At 70.7% G+C, this 19,984-nt stretch carries 22 protein-coding genes and 1 pseudogene; 15 read left to right on the top strand and 8 right to left on the bottom strand.

What is annotated here, in order from left to right; all coding sequences use genetic code 11:
- Positions 1–231 precede the first annotated feature (231 nt).
- The 8 genes from ACH4F6_RS39360 to ACH4F6_RS39325 all read left to right on the top strand — a co-directional run bounded on the left by ACH4F6_RS39360 (position 232) and on the right by ACH4F6_RS39325 (position 7,240).
- Complete coding sequence (locus ACH4F6_RS39360; RefSeq protein WP_397965467.1) at positions 232–1,275, top strand: iron-siderophore ABC transporter substrate-binding protein; 1,044 nt, start codon at positions 232–234, stop codon at positions 1,273–1,275.
- Positions 1,272–2,315, top strand: a complete 1,044-nt coding sequence (locus ACH4F6_RS39355) for a FecCD family ABC transporter permease (protein ID WP_397965466.1) — start codon at positions 1,272–1,274, stop codon at positions 2,313–2,315. The genes ACH4F6_RS39360 and ACH4F6_RS39355 overlap by 4 nt, the downstream gene beginning before the upstream one ends.
- A complete protein-coding gene (locus tag ACH4F6_RS39350) occupies positions 2,312–3,364 on the top strand; it encodes a FecCD family ABC transporter permease (protein WP_397965465.1) in 1,053 nt (350 codons plus the stop codon). The genes ACH4F6_RS39355 and ACH4F6_RS39350 overlap by 4 nt, the downstream gene beginning before the upstream one ends.
- Positions 3,361–4,209, top strand: a complete 849-nt coding sequence (locus ACH4F6_RS39345) for an ABC transporter ATP-binding protein (RefSeq protein WP_397965464.1) — start codon at positions 3,361–3,363, stop codon at positions 4,207–4,209. The genes ACH4F6_RS39350 and ACH4F6_RS39345 overlap by 4 nt, the downstream gene beginning before the upstream one ends.
- A 2-nt stretch (positions 4,210–4,211) precedes the next feature.
- Positions 4,212–5,516, top strand: a complete 1,305-nt coding sequence (locus ACH4F6_RS39340) for an MFS transporter (protein ID WP_397965463.1) — start codon at positions 4,212–4,214, stop codon at positions 5,514–5,516.
- Between the two features lie 92 nt (positions 5,517–5,608).
- Positions 5,609–6,475, top strand: a complete 867-nt coding sequence (locus tag ACH4F6_RS39335; protein WP_397965461.1) for an IS5 family transposase — start codon at positions 5,609–5,611, stop codon at positions 6,473–6,475.
- A gap of 74 nt (positions 6,476–6,549) precedes the next feature.
- Positions 6,550–6,912, top strand: a complete 363-nt coding sequence (locus ACH4F6_RS39330) for a hypothetical protein (protein ID WP_397965459.1) — start codon at positions 6,550–6,552, stop codon at positions 6,910–6,912.
- 52 nt (positions 6,913–6,964) lie between these two features.
- A complete protein-coding gene (locus ACH4F6_RS39325) occupies positions 6,965–7,240 on the top strand; it encodes a hypothetical protein (RefSeq protein ID WP_397965458.1) in 276 nt (91 codons plus the stop codon).
- A gap of 219 nt (positions 7,241–7,459) precedes the next feature.
- Here the strand turns inward: ACH4F6_RS39325 and ACH4F6_RS39320 are convergent, their stop codons facing one another.
- Together ACH4F6_RS39320 and ACH4F6_RS39315 are read right to left on the bottom strand one after the other, a co-directional pair.
- Entirely contained in the window at positions 7,460–8,011 is a 552-nt protein-coding gene (locus ACH4F6_RS39320) for a GNAT family N-acetyltransferase (RefSeq protein ID WP_397965456.1), read from the bottom strand.
- Between the two features lie 10 nt (positions 8,012–8,021).
- Positions 8,022–8,309: a hypothetical protein gene (locus ACH4F6_RS39315; RefSeq protein ID WP_397965455.1), complete on the bottom strand. Its 288-nt coding sequence runs from the start codon at positions 8,307–8,309 to the stop codon at positions 8,022–8,024.
- Between ACH4F6_RS39315 and ACH4F6_RS39310 the strand changes: the two genes are divergently transcribed.
- Complete coding sequence (locus ACH4F6_RS39310) at positions 8,299–8,724, top strand: hypothetical protein (RefSeq protein ID WP_397965454.1); 426 nt, start codon at positions 8,299–8,301, stop codon at positions 8,722–8,724. The genes ACH4F6_RS39315 and ACH4F6_RS39310 overlap by 11 nt on opposite strands.
- A 286-nt stretch (positions 8,725–9,010) precedes the next feature.
- On the opposite strand, the pseudogene ACH4F6_RS39305 reads toward ACH4F6_RS39310, so the two are convergent.
- The 5 genes and pseudogenes from ACH4F6_RS39305 to ACH4F6_RS39285 all read right to left on the bottom strand — a co-directional run.
- Positions 9,011–9,674: pseudogene (locus ACH4F6_RS39305) on the bottom strand (integrase); the annotation flags it as partial.
- Positions 9,675–9,811: 137 nt separating this feature from the next.
- Positions 9,812–10,831 (bottom strand): polyprenyl synthetase family protein, encoded by a 1,020-nt coding sequence (locus ACH4F6_RS39300; protein WP_397965482.1) that lies wholly within the window; start codon positions 10,829–10,831, stop codon positions 9,812–9,814.
- Positions 10,832–10,833: 2 nt separating this feature from the next.
- A complete protein-coding gene (locus ACH4F6_RS39295; protein ID WP_397965453.1) occupies positions 10,834–11,874 on the bottom strand; it encodes a tetratricopeptide repeat protein in 1,041 nt (346 codons plus the stop codon).
- Positions 11,875–12,133: 259 nt separating this feature from the next.
- Complete coding sequence (locus tag ACH4F6_RS39290; protein ID WP_397965451.1) at positions 12,134–12,283, bottom strand: hypothetical protein; 150 nt, start codon at positions 12,281–12,283, stop codon at positions 12,134–12,136.
- Between the two features lie 424 nt (positions 12,284–12,707).
- Positions 12,708–13,121 carry an alpha/beta fold hydrolase gene (locus ACH4F6_RS39285; RefSeq protein ID WP_397965450.1) on the bottom strand — a complete coding sequence of 138 codons (414 nt, stop codon included), beginning with the start codon at positions 13,119–13,121 and terminating at the stop codon, positions 12,708–12,710.
- 101 nt (positions 13,122–13,222) lie between these two features.
- Between ACH4F6_RS39285 and ACH4F6_RS39280 the strand changes: the two genes are divergently transcribed.
- From ACH4F6_RS39280 to ACH4F6_RS39265, 4 genes are all read left to right on the top strand, one after another.
- On the top strand, positions 13,223–13,855 hold the full coding sequence (locus ACH4F6_RS39280) for an RNA polymerase sigma factor (RefSeq protein WP_397965449.1): 633 nt from the start codon (positions 13,223–13,225) through the stop codon (positions 13,853–13,855).
- Positions 13,852–14,940 carry a CU044_5270 family protein gene (locus ACH4F6_RS39275; RefSeq protein WP_397965448.1) on the top strand — a complete coding sequence of 363 codons (1,089 nt, stop codon included), beginning with the start codon at positions 13,852–13,854 and terminating at the stop codon, positions 14,938–14,940. Before ACH4F6_RS39280 ends, ACH4F6_RS39275 begins: the two co-directional genes overlap by 4 nt.
- Before the next feature lie 338 nt (positions 14,941–15,278).
- Positions 15,279–15,566, top strand: a complete 288-nt coding sequence (locus ACH4F6_RS39270; RefSeq protein WP_397965446.1) for a hypothetical protein — start codon at positions 15,279–15,281, stop codon at positions 15,564–15,566.
- 50 nt (positions 15,567–15,616) lie between these two features.
- Positions 15,617–15,841, top strand: coding sequence for a DUF6527 family protein (locus ACH4F6_RS39265; protein WP_397965445.1), 225 nt, complete (start codon positions 15,617–15,619; stop codon positions 15,839–15,841).
- A gap of 152 nt (positions 15,842–15,993) precedes the next feature.
- On the opposite strand, the gene ACH4F6_RS39260 is transcribed toward ACH4F6_RS39265, so the two are convergent.
- On the bottom strand, positions 15,994–17,499 hold the full coding sequence (locus ACH4F6_RS39260) for an MFS transporter (RefSeq protein ID WP_397965444.1): 1,506 nt from the start codon (positions 17,497–17,499) through the stop codon (positions 15,994–15,996).
- A gap of 387 nt (positions 17,500–17,886) precedes the next feature.
- Between ACH4F6_RS39260 and ACH4F6_RS39255 the strand changes: the two genes are divergently transcribed.
- Positions 17,887–18,783 (top strand): helix-turn-helix transcriptional regulator, encoded by an 897-nt coding sequence (locus ACH4F6_RS39255; protein ID WP_397965442.1) that lies wholly within the window; start codon positions 17,887–17,889, stop codon positions 18,781–18,783.
- Between the two features lie 28 nt (positions 18,784–18,811).
- Positions 18,812–19,831 (top strand): aldo/keto reductase, encoded by a 1,020-nt coding sequence (locus ACH4F6_RS39250; protein WP_397965441.1) that lies wholly within the window; start codon positions 18,812–18,814, stop codon positions 19,829–19,831.
- Positions 19,832–19,984 lie beyond the last annotated feature (153 nt).

Raw genomic sequence — 19,984 nt, 5'->3', positions numbered from 1 at the left:
GGACGTCGGTGCGGACGCCTCCCCCGCGCCGGAGCCACCTGCCCGCATGTCCCGATCGCTATAAGGGCTGTCGAAAAGGCTCGATTGATCAGCGCGCCTTCGCTTCATACTCTGTGCAGGCAAGCCTTACCTAACCTGCCGTAGCAAGTCCGGTGCCCTGCTCCACGACCCACAGTCCGCGGTCCGGACGTGCGAGTCCCGGCACCCCCGACCGAAAGTGAAACCGGGTCGATGAGAACCCCACGCCTCCGTGCGCTCGCCCTCGCGGCGGCTCTCCTGTTCGGACTCACCGCCTGCGGCGGCGGGTCCGCAGACAAGGACGACAGCAGCTCCGCCGGTGCCGACGGCGCCGGCCAATTCCCCGTGACGATCAAGCACGCGCTCGGGGCCACCGAGATTCCCTCCAAGCCCCAGCGCGTCGCCACCGTGAACTGGGCCAACGACGAGGTGCCGCTCGCCCTCGGCGTCGTTCCCGTAGGCATGGCCAGGGCCGACTTCGGCGACGACGACGGCGACGGCGTGCTGCCCTGGGTCGAGAAGCGGCTCAAGGAACTGAACGCCAAGACCCCGGTGTTGTTCGACGAGACCGACGGCATCGACTTCGAGGCTGTCGCCGACACCAAGCCCGACGTCATCCTCGCCTCGTACTCCGGATTGACGGAGCAGGACTACGAGACCCTCAGCCAGATCGCCCCCGTCGTGGCCTACCCCGAGGCCGCCTGGGCGACCCCGTGGCGCGACATCATCCGCCTCAACAGCAAGGCCATCGGACTGGCCGACGAGGGCGACGAACTGATCGCCGACCTCGAGAGGCAGATCGAGAAGACCGCCGCGAAGTACCCCCAGCTCAAGGGGAAGACGGCGATGTTCATGACGCACGTGTCGTCCAAGAACGTCAGCCAGGTCGGTTTCTACACCACCCACGACACCCGCACGCAGTTCTTCACCGACCTCGGTCTGAAGATCCCCGCCAGCGTCTCCGGACCGTCCGGGGCGACGAAGAAGTTCGTCCTCACCAAGAGCGCCGAGCACATCGACGACTTCAACGACGTCGACATCATCACCGGCTACGGGGACGACAAGGGCGAGCTGCTGAAGGCACTCAAGAAGGACCCGCTCACCTCCAAGCTGGCCGCCGTCGAGCGGGACTCCGTCTACCTGCTGCCCGGCAGCACCCCGCTGGCCACCGCCGCCAACCCGACCCCGCTGTCCATCCCGTACGTTCTGGAGGACTACGTGAAGGCGCTCGCCGAGGCCGCGGACAAGGCAGCATGACCGTCACCGAGACCCCGCCCGCGCCGGACACCGCCCCGCTGCGGCGTCCGGCGCGCGTGCGCGTCACCTGGCTCCTCGTCGTCGCCGCGGTCCTGCTCGCCGCCATGACGGCCTCCCTCGCCTTCGGCTCCCGCGACGTCGCCTGGGCCGACGTCTGGGCGGCGCTCGGCGGAGCGGAGGCCACCTTGGAGGAGGCAGCGGTCGCCAACCGCGTACCGCGCACCCTCCTTGCCGTCGCCGTGGGCGCCGCCCTGGGCCTGTCCGGCGCGGTCATGCAGGGCGTCACCCGTAACCCGCTGGCCGACCCCGGCATCCTCGGCGTCAACATGGGCGCCTCGCTCGCCGTGGTCACCGGCATCGCCCACTTCGGCCTGGCGTCGGTGTCCGGATACATCTGGGCGGCGATGACCGGAGCGGCCGTGACGGCAGGGTTCGTGTACGCCGTCGGCTCGCTGGGCCGGGGCGGTGCCACCCCGCTGAAGCTGGCCCTCGCCGGGGCAGCCATCTCGGCCGCGCTCGCCTCATTGGTCAGTGCCGTCGTCCTGCCGCGCAACGACGTCTCCGACACCTTCCGACTGTGGCAGATCGGCGGCGTCGGCGGCGCCACCCACGCACAGCTCGGCAGTGTCCTGCCGTTCCTCGCCGTTGGCTTCGTCGTCTGCCTGGCTTCCGCCCGCGCCCTCAACTCCCTCGCCCTGGGCGACGAGCTGGCCGCCGGACTTGGCGAGCGGGTGGCCCTCGTGCGGGCCGGCGCCGCGCTCGGCGCGGTCGTGCTGTGCGGCGCGTCCACCGCCGTTGCCGGCCCGATCGCCTTCGTCGGACTCGTCGTACCGCACGCCTGCCGACTGCTGGTGGGCGTGGACCACCGCTGGCTGCTGCCGTTCTCCGCGCTGAGCGGCGCCGTCTTGCTCACGGTCGCTGATGTGGTGGGGCGGGTCGTGGCCCGGCCGTCCGAGATCGAGGTGGGCATCGTGACCGCGTTCGTCGGCGCCCCCTTCTTCATCCACATCGTCCGCCGGCAGAAGGTCAGATCGCTGTGAACGCCCCCGTCGTTACCGCCCCGCCCACACTGCGCGCGGTCACCCGCACGCGGGTCCGCCGCGCGTACCGGCGACGGCTGATCGTCTGCGCCCTGCTGGTCCTCGTCGGCGCCGCGTTCGCCACCACGCTCATGGCCGGGCACACCTTCTACCCGGCCTCCGACGTGCTGCGCGTGATCATGGGCGAGCAGGTGCCGGGCGCCTCCTTCACCGTCGGCACGCTACGGCTGCCGCGCGCGGTGCTCGCCCTGACCGCTGGATTCAGCTTCGGCGTGGCCGGCGTCACCTTCCAGACGATGCTCCGCAACCCGCTCGCCAGCCCCGACATCATCGGCATCAGCGCGGGGGCGAGCGCGGCGGCGGCCATCGCCATCGTCACCTTCTCGCTGAGCGATACCCAGGTGTCCGCGCTGGCGATCGCCGCCGCGCTTGGGGTGGCGCTGCTGGTGTACGTCCTGGCGTTCCGCGACGGGGTCGCCGGCACCCGGCTCATCCTGATCGGCATCGGCATCGCCGCCCTGCTCGACAGCGTCACCTCCTACGTCCTGTCCCGGGCCGGTGAGTGGGACCTCCAGGCGGCGATGCGCTGGCTCACCGGCAGCCTCAACGGCACCACCTGGGAGGAGACCGCGCCCACCGTCCTGGCCGTGCTGGCGCTCGGCCCGGTGCTGCTGTTCGAGGGCCGCAACCTGAGCGCGCTGAGCCTGGGCGACGACACGGCCTCCGCGCTCGGTGTTCGTGTCGAACGCACCCGCGTCACCGTGATCGTCGCCGCCGTCGGGCTGATCGCGTTCGCCACAGCGGCGGCCGGACCGATCGCCTTCGTCGCGTTCCTCTCCGGGCCGATCGCCGCCCGGCTCACCGGAACCGGCGGCTCCTTGCTGGTGCCAGCCGGCCTGGTCGGCTCCCTGCTCGTCTTGGTCGCCGACTTCACCGGCCAGTACGCCTTCGACACCCGCTATCCCGTGGGCGTCGTCACCGGCGTCCTCGGCGCCCCCTACCTCGTCTACCTGATCGTCCGCACCAACCGGGCCGGAGGCTCACTGTGACCACGTCCCACACCCTCGCCACCGAGGACCTCACACTCGGCTACGGCGACCGCGCCGTCATCGAGGGCCTGGACCTGACCCTCGCGGCCGGGCGCATCACGGTGATCGTCGGCGCCAACGCCTGCGGCAAGTCGACGCTGCTGCGCTCGATGTCCCGGCTGCTCGTCCCGCGCACCGGCCGGGTCGTCCTGAACGGCGAGGAGGTTCACCGCACCCCGGCCAAGGAACTCGCCCGCACCCTCGGGCTGTTGCCGCAGTCACCGGTCACCCCCGAGGGCATCACCGTCCTCGACCTGGTCGGCCGGGGCCGCCACCCCCACCAGCGGGCCTTCTCCCGCTGGACGGCCCAGGACGACGCCGCGGTTGCCGCCGCGCTGGAGGCCACCCACACGACGGAACTGGTGGACCGGGCGGTCGACGAACTCTCCGGCGGCCAACGCCAGCGCGTGTGGATCGCGATGGCGCTGGCCCAGCAGACCGACCTGCTGTTGCTCGACGAGCCCACCACATTCCTCGACATCAGCCACCAGATCGAGGTCCTCGACCTGCTGACCGACCTGAACCGGACCCGCGGCACCACGATCGTCATGGTCCTGCACGACCTCAACCTGGCCGCCCGCTACGCGGACCGGCTCGTTGCCCTGGCCGCCGGACGGCTACACGCCGCCGGAACGCCCGAAGAGGTGATGACCGAGGACACGGTCCGGGCCGTCTACGGCATGGACAGCCGCGTCATCGAGGACCCGGTCTCGGGCAAGCCCCTCGTCCTGCCGATCGGACGCCATCACACGACGACCGGGGACACGGAAGCTGCCCTCGTGTCGGAGTCGGCCGGGAACCGCTGACCATGCACGCCAAACTCGCCGCCGTGTTCCCCGACCTCACGCCCTGGCGCTCCTCCCGCGACTTCCGCCTCCTGTGGGTGCAGGGCCTGGTCACCTACCTCGGCAGTGTGATGGCGCTGATCGCGCTGCCGCTCCAGATCAAGGAACTGACCGGCTCACCGCTCGCGGTGGGCGCGATGGGCGCCGTCGAACTGGTGCCGCTGGTGGTCTTCGGCCTGTACGGCGGGGCACTCGCGGACGCGGTCGACCGGCGCAAGGTCATCGTGCTCACCGAGGCGGGACTGGGGCTGCTGGCCGTCGTCCTGCTGCTGAACGCGCTGTTGCCGCACCCCATGCTGTGGCCGCTGTACGTGGTGGCGGCCGGAGTGGCGGCGCTCGCTGGGCTCCAGCGCCCCGCCCTGGACTCGCTGCTGGCCCGGATCGTCCCGCACGAGCAGCTCGCCGCCGCGGCCGCGCTGAACGCCCTGCGCTGGCAGGCGGGCGCGATCGGCGGACCGGCGCTGGCCGGCCTCGTGGTGGCGTACGCGGGCAACGTCCCCGCCTACGCCACCACCGTGCTCTGCTTCTTCGCGTCGGTCCTGATGTGCCGCCGGCTCTCACCCGTGCCGCCCGTCGAGCACGCCGCCAAGCCGTCGTTGCGCGGCATCGCCGAGGGAGCCAGGTACGCCTGGTCGCGGCCGGTGCTGCTGGGCACGTACGCGGTGGACCTGGCGGCGATGTTCTTCGCCTTCCCCAACACCATCTTCCCCTTCCTCGCCGACGAACTCGACGCCGACTGGGCGCTGGGCCTGATGTACTCGGCGGGCGCCGTCGGGTCGCTGCTGCTGAGCCTGACCAGCGGCTGGGTCTCCCGGACGCAACGGCACGGCCTGCTGGTGGTGTTCGGCGCCGCCGGCTGGGGCCTGGCCATGGCGGCGGCCGGCTGGACGTCGAACGTCTGGCTGGTGCTGGTGTTCCTCGGCCTGGCGGGAGCGGGGGACATGCTGAGCGGTCTCGGCCGCTCGACCATCTGGAACCAGACCATCCCCGACCGGCTGCGCGGCCGGCTCGCCGGCATCGAGGTCCTCTCCTACAGCGTCGGCCCCCAGCTCGGCCAGGTCCGCGCCGGGGCGATGGCCGGCTGGACCGGCGCCCGCCCGGCGATCTGGACCGGCGGCCTGGCCTGCGTCGCTGCGGTGGGCCTGCTCGCCGCCGCGCTGCCCAGGCTCATCAGCTACGACGCCCGCACCGACGAGGACGCCCGCCGCCGCGCCGACGAGAGCACCGGAACCGCACCGGACCGTGAGGACGTCGACGCCGACCGGTAGCCTGCTGTCCCCTCAACTTGTTCTTCAACTACCGTCGGTAGCTGCTTCGTCTAGAGGGCGTCTGAGAAGCTGGGCAGCGGGCAAATTGCTTGGTGGCGGGGTGGTGGCGCACTTTCGGGGGCTGGAGTGTGTGGGCTGCGTACCCGTTACTCGACGGATCTGTCCGATCCCGAGGGGGAGATCCTCCGTCCGCTGGTCCCGGCGGTCGGCCGGCGAGGCACACGCGGCGGGGGATTGTGAACGCGTCGGCGTACTGGCTGCGGGCCGGCTGCGCCTGGAGACTGCTGCCGCATGACCTGCCGCCGTGGCAGACCGTTTACCACTACTGGCGGCGAGGGCAGCAAGAAGGCGTGTGGGAGCGGATGCTGACGGCGCTGCGTGAACGCGAGCGGGTGCAGCTCGGCCGTGATCCCACGCCCAGCGCAGCCATCGTGGACAGTCAGAGCGTGAGAGCCGGCGAACGCGGCGGCCTGCACGGATACGACGGCGGCAAGAAGGTCAGCGGCATCAAGCGCCACCTGCTCGTCGACACCCGCGGCACCGTCCTGATCACCTGCGTGAGCCCGGCGAGCGTCGGCGATCGTGATGGCGCCGCGGTGCTGTTCTCCCGGGCAGCCGATGCCTTCCCGCGCCTTCGGCACGTGTGGGCGGACCAGGGCTACCGCGGCGCCGACTTCCATGCCTGGGCCCGGGAAGCCACCGGCATCACCGTGCAGGTCGTGCAGCGCCGTGACGGCGGATTCCGCTCGACCCGGGCGAAGGCAGGGACACCGCCTCCGGCCGCTCCCCTCTTCGCGGTGGTCCCACGACGTTGGGTGGTAGAGCGGACGATCGCCTGGCTGGGACGGTGCCGCCGCCTGTCGAAGGACTACGAGTACCTGCCCGTGTGCTCGGAGAACGCCATCTACCTCACCATGGCCATGCTCCTCGTACGGCGCCATGCACGATCAGCCCGCTGACCAGCTTTTCAGACGCCCTCTACTGCTCTGCCGATTGCTGCGGAAGCCGTGTTTCCGGCAAACCGCTTCGTTGAGTGCTCGATCCGGTCCTTACCATTCATCACGAACCATCCAATAACAGAATCAAACGCTCACTGAAGAACATCCTGGCCCGCTGCCCCGAACTGGACACGGTCGCCGGGCATGTTCGCGACTTCGGCAAGATCCTCACCGCCCGCCTCGGCGCCACACTCCCCGCCTGGATCGCCGCCGTCGATGCCGGCCGGCTACCTGGCCTCACCGGCTTCGCGCTCCACCCACTCCGAGATCTTGACGCTGTGACAGCCGGGCTCACCCTGGACTGGAGCTCCGGCAGTATCGAGGGCGTCATCAATCGCGTCAAGAAGATCGAGCGGCAGCTCTACGGACGAGCCGGACTCGACCTGCTCCGAAAATGATCCTGTTCCAGTGACGCGCCGCCCCCTTCGGTGACCGGTCTACCCTTACGCCGTGACATGGAACGAAGCTGAGTATCTCGACTACCTGCAGTCCGAACGGCGTGCCTACGCGTGGGTCATGCAGCATCACGGCGGGCTGGCGCCGGAGGAGGCGAAGGGGGCCGCCCTGGCGCATTACCCATACGAGTCGGCTGAGGCGTCGTTCCGCGGGCTGATCTTTCACGACGAGGCGTGGCACTGGGCAATGCTGTCGATCCACGGCGATCGGTACGTAGTGGAACACCCCGAGTTGGTTCATCCGTCACCTGACTACCTAGCTCTTGAGTAGCCGATCAACGAGCGCATCCGAACATTGAGGTAACGCTCCGCGACGGCTCCCACACCGCGGACACCGTCTACGACCGCCGCCACGGCGTCGGCGACCGGGACCCGCTCGCCGCGGTCCCGCTGTACGGCGGCCCCGCCCACGCTGCGGTGGCCAGTCGCGGCAGGACACCGGCGCGGAGACACACGCAGGCTGAGCTCGGCCGGCCCGTCCCTTGAGCTTTCAGGGGCCGGGCCGGAACTCACGCTCGAGGATCGCGTGGACGACGGAGTCCCGCCACTTCCCCGCCTTCAGCACATGCTCACGGATGCGGCCCTCTTCGACCATCCCGGCGGCGCTCATCGTCTTGGCCGATGCCTCGTTGAGGGGAGACCGCGCACCCCAGATACGGTGCAGAGCGAGGTCATCAAAGCCCAGGGCGAGCAGCAGCCGCACGGTCTCCACGCCGTAGCCCCTTCCCCACATCTGCGGACGCAGCGCGAAGCCGATGGTGGCTCCGCGCTGCTGGTGAGGATCGAGGGCCAGGCGGCCGAACCCGACCAGCTCGGCTGTCGTCTGCTCGACGACGGCGAGGGCGTACTCCGTGCGGGGTGTTGCTGTGGCGGCTGCGACGGACCGGGTCACGATCTGCTCGACCTGCTCGCGGTCGCGTGGTTCGAACGACAGGTGTTCGGTGGCTGCGGGACTGCCGTAGATGGCGAGCACCGCATCCACATCCGCGGCCGCGAGTTCCCTCAGGGCAAGGCGTGCGCTGGAACGGGTGACCGGGTGCATGCCCCGGACTCTACCCACGAGGCAGCGCGGGCCGGCTGACGGGGAAGGCCTCGATCTCCGCACGGAGGTCACGCGCGGCGACGGCCGTCCGGGCGGGGCCGGCGGTCAGGGCGCTCCGGACGTGCATCGTGGAGACGATGATCCCGTTGCTGCGGTGGGTGGAAGGCAGATCCAGCACGGGGCGCATGGCGGCCGCCGCGCCGTCCACGTCTGCGCTGTGGAGCCGGACGAGCGCGAGGTCGCACTGGCTTCCTGCGAGGTCGCCGAACGCCCAGTCGGGGCCGGAGATGCCGCTCATAGCGGCGGCCGCCCGCAACGGACTGATCTTCGCCCTCAACGCGCGGGGACGCCACCCGCAGGCCGAGGCGCTCGCCCGCGAGGCCCTTGCCGTCCATCGCGTACCGGACCGGTTCTCCCTGGTTCTGCGGCTCGGCCTGGCCCGCAGCCTCAACGGCCAGGCCCGCCACGAGGAGGCTCTCGCCGAGGCGGAGCGTGCCGACGAGCTGCGCCGCAGTCTGCCCGGGGAGCAGGGCCGCTCGGAGACCGGCGCCGTCGAGCTGGCCGTGGCCACCGCCCTGCTGGGGCTGGGCCGCGGTAGCGAGGCCCGCCTACGGGCCGGAGCCGCGCACGAAGCCTGCCTGGCCGCCTTCGGCCCGGACCACCGCCGCACCTTCGAGGCTTGGGCGCTGCTCGACCGTATCGACAGCGCTTGACCGGGCGCACCGCGCCGGCCCGCAAAGTCGCGCCGCCCCCCCCATGAGCTCAGCCCAGCAGCCGAACACGTCATCACGCTAGATTTCACACAGACAGCATCAGCAACGCAAATGCGTCATTACCCCGTGGCCAACTGCGATGCTCAGAGTGGCCGGCTGCCGTGCTCAGCCACAGACCAGCACGTCCAGGGCGTGTTCGCGTATCCGCTGGCAGAGGTGGCCGGCAGTGTCACAGGTCGGTCCAGGGGCGGGGTGTACCGCCGGTCAGGGGCGTCCGTACGTCCTGGGATGCGGTGGGGTGCGCAGTGGCGCCGAGGATCCGGATCCGGCGGCTGGCATGCTCGATCACCGCGAACACGTACAGGCGCGCCCCGGACAGTGTGACCGTCTCCAGGAAGTCGCACGCCAGCAGGGTGTCGGCCTGGGAGCGCAGGAAGTCCGCCCACGTGCTGGAAGTGCGTTCCGGTGCCGGGCCGATCCCAGCCTCCTGGAGGATCTCCCAGACGGTGGGGGCGGCCACCTCGATCCCAAGAACGAGGAGTTCGCCGTGGATGCGGCGATACCCCCCAACCAGGATTTTCCCGCGCAAGCCGCAACACCAAGAGCCGGATGGAGCGCACGGTCCGCGGCCTTCCCGAGCGCTTCGGCCGGGAAGCGGCAGCGTGGCGGCGCGCGACCGGATCGCGGTGCCGGCGCAGCACCGTATCCGGACGCGCCAGCAACCTCACCCTGCGCAGCACCTCCGACGGCAGCCGGTGCAGCAACGCCGCCAAGAACGCTCGATCGCCCAGGGTGAACCGCACCCTGCCTCTGCCGAGTTGACGCTGAAGCACCGTGATCTGATGGCGCAGGGCGAGGATCTCCGCGTCCTTGTCCCGGTCGCTCATCGGTAACAGACGGACCATGGCGAACGCTTGGGTCATGGTCAGGTGAGCCAGTCGCAGCAGCACGACCGACCATCATGTCGGTACAACCACCAGGCACGCGAGGGCACCCCCTCGAGCACCCGCGCGCGCCCGCGCACTGCCTTTCACCAGGGCGGATGAGGTTTTCGGCAGGGGTACCGCCGTCCGGGCCCCGAACCTCGTCACTGGCTGCGCACCACCACACGGTCCAGCAACGCCCGCAGGTCGCGGGCCGGCCGGGCGGGAGCCCGGATCCGGTCGAGCTCCGACAGTGCCGAGGCCCTGCACCGCCGCGCCACGGCGAGCGCCGCCGCGCGTCCTCCCGCTTCCTCGGCCAGCTCCGCCGCCCTGGCCACGTCCCCGTCCGCTTCGAGCAGAGCGGCGAGACGACGGGCGGCGGGGTGGTCGCTCTCCAGGGCGGACACCACCGGCAGGGTCTTCTTCCGCTCGCGCAGGTCCCCGTGCACCGGCTTGCCGGTGACGGCGGGATCGCCCCACGTGCCCAGCACGTCGTCCGCGATCTGGAAGGCGACCCCCGCCTGCCGGCCGGCCCGGTCGAGGCCGGCCACCACGGCGGGGGACGCGCCGGCGATCAGCGCCCCCAGGGCCAGCGAACAGCCCAGCAGCGAACCGGTCTTGCCCTCCGCCATGTGCCGGTACTCCGTGCTCCGCACGCGGCGTGGCCCGGTCCACGGGCGCCCCGCGAACAGCAGGTCGTCGGCCTGTCCGCGCACCAGGTCGCCCAGCGCCGCCGACAGCAGCCGTACGCCCTCGATCCCGCCGGCGGACGTGGCGAGGGTGTCGACGGCGAGCGCGAAGAGGGCGTCGCCGGCGAGGACGGCGGGGCCGGTCCCGTACGCCCGCCAGACGGCGGGACGGCTCCGCCGCACCGGGTCGCCGTCCATGATGTCGTCGTGCAGGAGCGAGAAGGTGTGCACCAGTTCCACCGCGACGGCGGCGGGCACCCCTGTCTCCGGGGGCGCTCCGGCGATCTCCGCACCGAGCACGGCCAGTGCCTGCCGTAGGCCCTTGCCACCGGGGGCGGTGACCGGCGCGCCGCCCACGTCGCACCAGCCGAAGGAGTAGGCGGCCATCTCACCGACCCAGGGGTGCAGTCGGCCGACGGCCTCCCGCAACGCCGGCCGGGTCAACCGCGCGCACCGGTCGACGATCTGGGCCGGTGCCGCCGGTACGGCCGTCACCGTCACGCGGAGACCTCCCCGTCCGGGACGAACTCCGCCTGGGCCCGGGCGACCATCTCCCGGGCGTGCCGCAGCCCGATCCGCTCGGTCAGACGGGCGAGTTCGGCGAGTTCGGCCGCCGTCGCGGCGCGGTCACAGCCCAGTCGGGCCAGTGCCTTGGCCAGCCCGAGCCGGGCCAGCGTCTCACCGCGCGGCTCGGTCATCTCACGGAACTCCGCCAGCGCGTCCCGGTACAGGTCACGCGCCTCGGCGTAGCGCCCGGCGCGGTAGAGGACGTTGCCACGCATCTTGAGGTTGTAGGCGAGAGCGCTCTTCAGTTTCATCTCCCTGCACGTGGCCTCGGCCTGCGACAGCAGGGACAGGGCCCGCTCGGTGTCGCCGTCGCGCACGGAGACGACGTCGGCGAGGCCGCGCAGGGCCCAGGCGTGCCCGCGCCGGTCGTCGGCGCGGGCGGATATCTCGGCCGCCTCGGCGAACAGCGCGTGAGCGCTGTCGTACTGGCCGGTGTTGCGCCGCATCTGGGCGATGCCCTCCAGCGCCCAGACGGTGTGGCGGGCCTCCCCGCGCTTGCGGGCCTCGTCGAGCAGTTGCTCGTGCAGCCGGCCCACGGCCTCGTAGTCCCCCTGGATGCGGCCGGTCTCGGCGAGACCCGCCAGCGAGTACCCGCGGACGACGACGTCCCCCGCCTGCTCGCCGAGCTCGGCGGCGAGTGCGAGCAGCCGGCGGGCCAGCGGGAACGCGCCTCGTTGGCGGGCCAGGGTACCGCCGCTCCAGAGCGCCCAGGCCATGCCCGCGAGGTCTCCGGCCTCCCGGGCCGTGCGGTAACTCGCCTTCCAGGCCCGCTCGGCCTCGCGTACCTGCCCGAGGCGCCGGTGCGCTTCGGCGACCGCCAGGCCCGTGCGCGCCGCCTCGGCGGTCCGTCCGGCCCGTACGGCCTCCTGCAACTGCTCGGTGCCGGCCGCGAGCACGTCCGCCAGCGGTGCGTTGACGGACAGGGTGGTGAGGGCGCCCTGGTACTCGGGGGCGAATGCCTTGCCGTACATCGAAGCCTTTCCGTTCGGTGGCCCGGACCCCCTGTATACACATCAGGTATACGTCGGGTGTATAGTCCGGCGGCCGTCAGCCCTTTTGCTGAAGGAGGGGAGAGAGGGCCGCGGCCCGTTCGTCGTCCGTCAAGACGGAGGATCCCGGTCCGGGGTTGCCTCCGCTGATCGACGAAAGGCGCGACGACACCGAGCGCACACACCAGCCGGGCGGTGGGCTCCTCCGCGAGCGAGGAGGCCCACCGCCCGCCGTCCTGCGTCAGCGGCTGCTCGTCGTCTCGATGTCGATGATGCGGTCGTACCGCTCCAGCAGCACGAAGAGCTTGGTCGTCCGGGTCGTCCCACCGCTGCCGAACGTCAGGGTGACCACGACCTCGTGGCCGTTGCCCACGGCGCCGTTGTCGCTCACGGTCCACCGCGTCGGGACGTTCTGGGCGCGCAGGACGCCGTCGGCACCGTTGCCGTTCTCCCCGGCCGTGAGCCGTGCGGCGAAGTCGGGCGTCAGGTAGTGCGCGCGCAGCGCCGTGGCCAGCGTCGCGTCCGGGTCGGTGTAGTCGCCCTTGGCGTCGACGTACGCGCCTTAGAAGTCGGCGAACCGGGTCAGCGCCTGGCCCTGTGTGCCGGTCACCGGCCGGGGTGCGGCGGTGGCCGTCCTCGCCGGGGCGACGACGGACGCCCGCGCCGACACCTGGGCCGACACGCCGAACCCGACGGCCAGGGCCAGGGCGGTGGCGACGGCGGCGCGGCGGCCGGGACGGCGCGGTGCGGTGCGGAGGGCTCGCTGTTCATGGGCGTGTCCTTCTCTGCGCGGTCAGCGGGTATGAAGAACAAGCTCAGGGGGCTGGGTCCGGGGGTTGTTCCGGGCTGTCGATTTTCCGGTAGAAAGCGAGGAGGGCGTTCGCGAGCCGTTCGGGTGCTTCCATCGCCGCGTAGTGGCCGATGCCGTCGAGCGATGCGGAACTTACGTCCTTGGCGACTTGGCGTAGCGTCGCCGGCGTGAAGTCTCCCGACCCGCCGCCGATGGCGAGCACGGGCATGGTGAGCTGCCCGGAGGCCAGTTCTCGGATTTCCTCGCCTTCGCGGAGCATCGACCGGTGGAGCCCGGCCGCACCCTTGAACGCGTCGGGTCGCGTGTAGGAGCGGGTGAGCTCGTCGATGTCCTGGTCGGTGAACGCGTCAGGGGTGGCGCTGAGGGAGGGCAGGGCGTATTCGGAGAGGAATGCGCGCTCTCGTCCGGCGAGCAGCATCTCCGGGACGCCGGGGGCGGCGAGGTGTGGAGTTGTGTTGGCCCGGAAGGGGTGTGACGCAGGCCACGGGAACCCCGGCGGGGCTGCGGAGAGTGCATGGTGTGAGAGACACAGATCGAGATGATGAGCTACGTGCGCGCATAAGAGCCGGGGACCGCGATGCGTTCGGCACCCTGTACGACGCACACGCGCGTGCGGTGTACAACCATGGGCTGCGGCTGACCGGGGACTGGTCGCTGGCGGAGGACATCATGTCCGAGACGTTCCTCGCCGCGTGGCGGACCCGAGCTTCCCTGAACCCCGAGGGCGGGTCGCTCAGACCGTGGCTCCTGGGGATCGCCACTCATAAGGCGCACAATGCCACACGCCGCCTGCGCCGACAGCGCCAGTTCCTCTCACGCCAACCGGCTCCACCTGCGGTGACGGACTTCGCCGAGGAGAGCGCGGGCCGGATCGACGACGCCCGCAGGCTGGCCGTGGTCCGCAGCGCCCTGAGCGGACTGCGCAGCCAGGACCGTGAAGTTCTCGTCCTGTGCGTGTGGTCCGGCCTCACCTACCAGGAATGCGCCGAGGCACTGGATATTCCCCTGGGCACCGTGCGCTCCCGGCTCGCGCGCGCCCGCCGACGGCTCGATCGGCTCAGTGCAAAGAACATGGAACCGGACGGCCCCTGCGGAGAGGTAAAGAAGCAGGCCGCATTCGCGGCCGCGTGCTCACAGGAGGAAAACCGATGACTGCCTCAAACCGCCATGACGGTTCCGGCGACGACGCCGTACATCTGCGTGGGCTGTTGCCGGACGCACCCGAATGGGACCTCCCGCCCACCCGCCACCTCCACCACCGGAACGTGCTGCTGCGCGAGATCGACCAGGAGCAGACGGCCGCCCCCACCCCGGCGACGCCTGCGCTTCAGCGGCGGTGGCTGCGTCCGGTCTTCCTGCTGCCCGCCACGGCCATGGCCCTCGCCGGCGCTCTGATCCTCACGCTTCCCGGCACGGAACAGGAACCTGGCGCCAAGGCAGAGGCGACCGACGCGAAGCACGCCGCAGCGAACGGCGTAGTGCTCACACTCGACCGCATCGCCGCCGCGTCCATGGAAGTCGACGTCAAACCGGTCCGCGACGACCAATTCGTCTACGTCCGAAGCCTGGTCCGCAGCAACGAAGGCACCTTCGACGGCCCGGTGAAGCTCAGCGCTCCACACCGCCGCGAAATCTGGGTGTCGCAGGACTCCGCACCGATCACTCGCACCGGGGTGATCCGTGAGTCCGGAAAGGGTGTTCCTATGTCTGGGCAGCGGATTCCCATCGAGACGGCCGCCCCTGACGGCAGTGCCGAGCAGGGAGTCCCAGCCGGAATCGACCGGCCCACCTACCAGTGGCTGGCCAGGCTGCCCACCGACACCGACGCTCTGCGCAAACTGCTCTACGCCCAGACTCGACCCCTCGAAAACGAATCGAAGGACCAGGCCGTCTTCAGGAAGATCGGCGATCTCCTGAACGAAACAGTCATGCCGCCGGCCAATGCCGCGGCCCTGTACAAGACCGTCGCCACGATCCCAGGCGTGAGCGTGACTCCCGACGCCACCGACGCTGCCGGGCGCCACGGGATCGGAATCACCCGCGAGGACACCGGCACCGCAACCCGAGACGAGTGGATCTTCGACCGAAACAGTTTCACACTTCTCGGCTCGCGCTCCTACCTCACGCACACAGCCGGGACCAAGCCCTCCACCCTCTACAACAGCACCGCCATCATGGAAACCGGCGTCGTGGACCGGGACGACCGCGAACCCACGGACAAGCAAAAGACAACCTGAACAACGGGACAGTGCGCACCCTCGCCCCGACAGCGACCGGAGGCCCCTGCAAGGTGCGATCCCAACAAGTCGCCCCTCGTCGGTGATCGTCCCGCCCGATGGCCCCGCCGACCCGCGCACCATGGATTCGGACGGGTGCATCCATCGGCGTGGGGCGGGCAGGCGGGTGACGGTCTCGGACTGTTCAAGTTCCTCCGGGGCCTGTCGGAGTTCGAGGCCGAACTCAACGACACTCCCCGATCTGCTCACCGGGGCCACGTTCGTGTTCCTCGCCTCCGACGCGGCGAGCAAGCCGATGATCATCGACTGGCTCGAAGCCCACGACGTACCGTTCATCGATGTCGGCATGGGGATCGAAGAGGTCGACGGCCGCCTCAGCGGACTCCTGCGCGTCACCACCAGCCTCCCGGGGCGCCGAGACGCAGCCACCGCCGCATCCCCAGCCGGCGCCCGAAGGCGACGCCTACGCACGCGACATCCAGACCGCGGATCTCAACGCGCTCAACGCCGTCCTGGCCGTCATCCGCTGGAAACGCTCCATCGGCATCTACGCCGACGCCACCGACGAGAGCCACACCACGTACTCACTGATCACTAACGTGATCGCCAATGAGGACCTTCCGTGACCGCACGGGACACCCTGCGCCCGGTCTTCACCGAGACCTTCCCCCCAACAATGGACGCAGGGATGCTGTACGTCTCGCTTCCCTATCGCACCTGCGGTCACCTGTGCTGCTGCGGATGCGGCCGCGAAATCGTCACACCGCTCTCCCCAGCCCAGTGGTCCCTCACCTACGACGGCGAGAGCGTGTCCCTCACCCCCTCGATCGGTAACTGGTCACTTCCGGGACGGTCGCACTACTGGATCCGTGACGGTCGCGTCCACTGGAGCCACCGGTAGGCGGTGGTGGTGTGGGTGTGTCGGTAGCGCGGTTCCGGGGTGGTTGTAGTCGGTGGTGATCGTTTTGTTGGGTGGGGTCTGGAGGATGCCGAGGCCAGGGGGGGGTGTCTCGGCGCTGTTGTTGAGGGTGTGGGTCTGCATCACGTGGTTCTTTACTTGTGGGATGCCCGGGCGGGCATGATCAGGGTGAGGACGGCGGCGACGGCGAGGGCGAGCAGGGCGGTGGAGCCCGTCAGCGCGGTGCCGGAGCGGGCTGCGATGTCGGCGGCCGCGTGTTGGGTGGAGGCGGTGGCGGTCATGGCGGTCAGGATGCTCAGGGCCAGTGCGCTGCCGATCTGGTGGACGGTGTTGACCAGGCCCGAGCCGGCGCCTGCGTCTTCGGGTGCGATGCCGTCGATGCCGCTGGAGGTCATCGGGGCCAGTGCCAGGCCCTGGCCGGCGCCGATGATCACCATGGGCAGGGCGACTCCGGTCAGGTAGGGGGTGTGCAGGTCCAGGCGGCTCAGCCAGGCCATGCCCACGGTCGTCAGCACGACTCCCGCGGTGAGTATCCGGGGCCTGCCGAACCTTTCCAGCAGCCGGGGCACGTGGATGGCGAAGACGAAGTTGGCCAGCGTCATCGGCAGGAAGGCCAGGCCGGCCTGCAGCGGCGTCCAGTGGTAGACGCTCTGCGCGAACTGCGTGGTGAAGAAGAAGAACCCGATCATGGCGCCCATGTAGAGCATCCGGGTGACGTAGGCGCCGGACCGCTCGTGGCTCGCGAACAGACGCAGAGGCACGATCGGCTGCGCGGCCCGCCGCTCCACGCCGACGAACGAGGTCAGCAGCACCGCGCCCGCTGCGAGGGGGAGCCAGGTGGCCGGTGCCGTCCAGCCGTGGTCGGCCGCGTCGACGATGCCCAGCACCAGCGCGGTCGAGCCCAGCGTGGCCAGCAGCGCCCCGGCCACGTCGAACCGGCCGCCGCGACGTTCGGTCTCGGGCAGGAACCGCACCGCCGGCACCATCATCACGATGCCGATGGGGACGTTCAGGAAGAACCCGGCCCGCCACGAGATCAGGTCCGCGACCAGGCCACCGACGACCAGCCCGAACGCGGCGCCGAGGCCGGCGACGGCGCTGTAGGCGGCCATGGCCCGGTTGCGGGCCTGGCCCTCTGCGAAGCTGCGCGTGAGCAGGGAGAGCGCGGACGGGGCGAGAACGGCGGCGCCGACGCCCTGCAGCGCGCGGGCCGCGATCAGCCACCCCGCGCTCTGGGCGGCGCCCACCAGCAGCGAGGCCAGCGAGAAGACCACCAGGGAGTACAGGAAGACCTTGCGGTGGCCGAAGAGATCACCGGCGCGTGCTCCCAGGAGCAGCAGTCCGCCGAAGACCAGCACGTAGGCGTTGGTGATCCACGACAGGCCCGTCTCGGAGAAGCCCATGTCCAAGCGGATCTGCGGCAGCCCGGTGAACACGATCGAGTTGTCCAGGATGACCATGAAGTAGCTGATGCAGATGATCGCCAGGATCAGCGTCGAACGGGCCGGGCTCCCGGAGGAACCCCGCGCCTGGCGGCGCGGGGCGGTGGTCCTGGCGCCGCTCGGCCCGCCCGGACGGCTCGAGTCGGCGACTGGCCCGGCGGGGGCGGCGCCGGTGTCGTGGGTGGCTGCTGTGCGCACGGTCTTCCTCGCGTCGATCGGGAGTGCGGTCCGATCCCGGGCCGCCCGTCTGTGGCTTCTCCCAGGTAACGGCGCCTTGAGGGGGCAGTGGGAGTCACTGCTCTTCCAGGTACTGGCAGTACCTCGCAGGCCCCTGCAGGCCGACCTACCGTTAAGGAGCCGGCACACCGAGCCAACCGATCGAGAGGAGTCCGCGGTGTCTCTCTGCTCGAGGTCAGGTCCGGCCCGGCGGCCGACGCGACCAGCCCGGTCCCAGCCGGGCCCCCGTTTCCGGGCCGCTGTGCCGGCCGGCGTTCGGGCGAGACCCGAGATGAGCTTCCTGCGTGACGGCTCGCGCCGGGAGCTGTCCGCCAAGGGCGCGACAGTCAAAGACACCAGGAAATGAGCATGACCGACCACCCCAAGAAGGACGTGGCTGCCGAGGTGCGGGAGTTCCTCAGCACCCGGCGGGCCAGGATCACCCCCGAGCAGGCCGGGCTGCCGGTCTACGGCGGAAACCGCCGTGTTGCGGGGCTGCGGCGTGAAGAGGTCGCCCTGCTGGCCGGCATGAGCGTGGACTATTACGTCCGCCTGGAGCGCGGCAACCTCGCCGGCGCCTCGGACTCGGTCCTCGAAGCCCTCGCGCACGCCCTGCAGCTCAACGAGGCGGAACGCACCCACCTCTACGACCTCGCCCGCGCGTCGACTCCCGCCGGGCGGCGGCCCACCGCGACGTCCTCCCGGGTACGGCCCACGATCCTGCGGCTGCTCGACTCGATGACCGGCGTCCCTGCCTTCGTGCGCAACGCCCGCTTCGACACCGTGGCCGCCAACGCCCTGGGCCGGGCGCTGTACGCGCCGCTGTTCGACTCGCCGCTGTTCGCGCAGCGCGGGCCGGTCAACAGCGCCCGCTTCCTGTTCCTGGACCCCGCAGCCCAAGACTTCTGGGTCGACTGGGACAAGGGCGCCGACGACGCGGTCGCCTTCCTGCGCACCGAAACCGGCCGCGCGCCGCACGACAAGGCGCTGACGGACCTGATCGGCGAGCTGACGGCCAAGAGCGACGAGTTCGCCCGCCGCTGGGCCCGCCACGATGTGAAGTTCCACCGGTCCGGAGTGAAGAGGTTCCGTCACCCGCTGGTCGGCACCCTCGCCCTGCCCTACGAGGCGATGGACCTGCCGTCCGACCCCGGCCTGCGCCTGAACTTCTACACACCCGAGCCGGACTCCCCGGAACAGCAGGCCCTGAACCTGCTCGCGAGCTGGACGACCACCGGCACGGTCGTGCCCTCCGGCAAGGACTGACCCCCGCACGAAAGAGGAGAATCCCTCCATGCAGTACCGACCGCTGGGCCGTACCGGTGTCCAGGTCAGCCCGCTGTGCCTGGGCGCGATGATGTTCGGCCCCTGGGGCAACGAGGACGAGACCGGCTCCATCCGGATCATCCACCGCGCCCTCGAGGCGGGCGTCAACTTCGTCGACACAGCCGACGTGTACTCCGCCGGCGTCTCGGAGGAGATCGTCGGCAAGGCGCTGAAGGGCCGTCGCGAGGACGTCTTCCTGGCGACCAAGTTCTTCATGCCCATGGACCAGAACGACCCCAACCAGCGTGGCGGTTCGCGACGCTGGATCATCCGCGCGGTCGAGAACTCCCTGCGGCGGCTCGGCACCGACCACATCGACCTCTACCAGGTCCACCGGCCCAGCCCCGACACGGACGTCTCCGAGACCCTCGGCGCTCTCACCGATCTCGTCCGCCAGGGCAAGGTCCGCTACATCGGCTCCTCGTCCTACTCCGGCTCGCAGATCGTCGAGGCCCAGTGGACCTCGCGCGAGCGGAACCTGGAGCGGTTCGTCACCGAGCAGCCGCCCTACTCGATCCTGGTCCGCGGCGTCGAGGAGGACGTGCTGCCCACGGTGCGCCGCCACGGCATGGGCAGCCTGACCTACAGCCCGCTCTCGGGTGGCTGGCTCTCGGGCCGTTACCGCAAGAACGCCACCGAGGGTCCTGCCTCGGCCGCCCGCCCGCAGGCCCGGTTCGACATGAGCACCCCCGCCAACCAGCGCAAGCTCGATGCGGTCGAACAGCTCGCCGTCCTGGCGGAGAAGGCCGGCCTGACCCTGATCGAGCTGGCCGTCGCCTTCGTGATCAACCACCCCGGCGTCACCTCGGCGATCATCGGGCCGCGCACCATGGACCAGCTGGAGGCGTTCCTGCCCGCCGCCGACATCACTCTCTCCTGCGACATCCTCGACGTCATCGACGAGATCGTCGCACCGGGTGTCACGGTCAACCCGGTCGACAACAGCTACGGGGACTTCGAGCTGCGGGCCGACCGGCGGCGCCGCTGACGTGAGGTGGCTCGGCCGGTCACGGCTGGCCGAGCCCGAGCGCCATCTCCACACCGGGGCGCTGTCCGATCTGCGCGAGCACGGTCTGGCGGAGAACGGCGGGCAGGTCCCGGACGGGGGCACGCTGCGCAACCTGACGCCCACGGGCCTGAA

The sequence above is a fragment of the Streptomyces sp. NPDC017936 genome, assembly GCF_044328485.1.
Taxonomy (GTDB): domain Bacteria; phylum Actinomycetota; class Actinomycetes; order Streptomycetales; family Streptomycetaceae; genus Streptomyces.
The sequence above is the reverse complement of the archived record's forward strand: the minus strand, read 5'-3'. Positions and strand labels throughout refer to the sequence as shown.

Excerpts from the sequence above, each read along its gene's own strand:
- ACH4F6_RS39270 (WP_397965446.1), top strand. The coding sequence starts at position 15,279 with ATGTCGGCATGGGGATCGAAGAGGTCGACGGCCGCCTCAGCGGACTCC.
- ACH4F6_RS39255 (WP_397965442.1), top strand. The coding sequence starts at position 17,887 with ATGACCGACCACCCCAAGAAGGACGTGGCTGCCGAGGTGCGGGAGTTC.
- ACH4F6_RS39275 (WP_397965448.1), top strand. The coding sequence starts at position 13,852 with ATGACTGCCTCAAACCGCCATGACGGTTCCGGCGACGACGCCGTACAT.
- ACH4F6_RS39250 (WP_397965441.1), top strand. The coding sequence starts at position 18,812 with ATGCAGTACCGACCGCTGGGCCGTACCGGTGTCCAGGTCAGCCCGCTG.
- ACH4F6_RS39285 (WP_397965450.1), bottom strand. The coding sequence starts at position 13,121 with ATGCTGCTCGCCGGACGAGAGCGCGCATTCCTCTCCGAATACGCCCTG.
- ACH4F6_RS39315 (WP_397965455.1), bottom strand. The coding sequence starts at position 8,309 with ATGAGCGGCATCTCCGGCCCCGACTGGGCGTTCGGCGACCTCGCAGGA.
- ACH4F6_RS39355 (WP_397965466.1), top strand. The coding sequence starts at position 1,272 with ATGACCGTCACCGAGACCCCGCCCGCGCCGGACACCGCCCCGCTGCGG.
- ACH4F6_RS39265 (WP_397965445.1), top strand. The coding sequence starts at position 15,617 with ATGGACGCAGGGATGCTGTACGTCTCGCTTCCCTATCGCACCTGCGGT.
- ACH4F6_RS39320 (WP_397965456.1), bottom strand. The coding sequence starts at position 8,011 with ATGCACCCGGTCACCCGTTCCAGCGCACGCCTTGCCCTGAGGGAACTC.
- ACH4F6_RS39340 (WP_397965463.1), top strand. The coding sequence starts at position 4,212 with ATGCACGCCAAACTCGCCGCCGTGTTCCCCGACCTCACGCCCTGGCGC.
- ACH4F6_RS39310 (WP_397965454.1), top strand. The coding sequence starts at position 8,299 with ATGCCGCTCATAGCGGCGGCCGCCCGCAACGGACTGATCTTCGCCCTC.
- ACH4F6_RS39360 (WP_397965467.1), top strand. The coding sequence starts at position 232 with ATGAGAACCCCACGCCTCCGTGCGCTCGCCCTCGCGGCGGCTCTCCTG.
- ACH4F6_RS39295 (WP_397965453.1), bottom strand. The coding sequence starts at position 11,874 with ATGTACGGCAAGGCATTCGCCCCCGAGTACCAGGGCGCCCTCACCACC.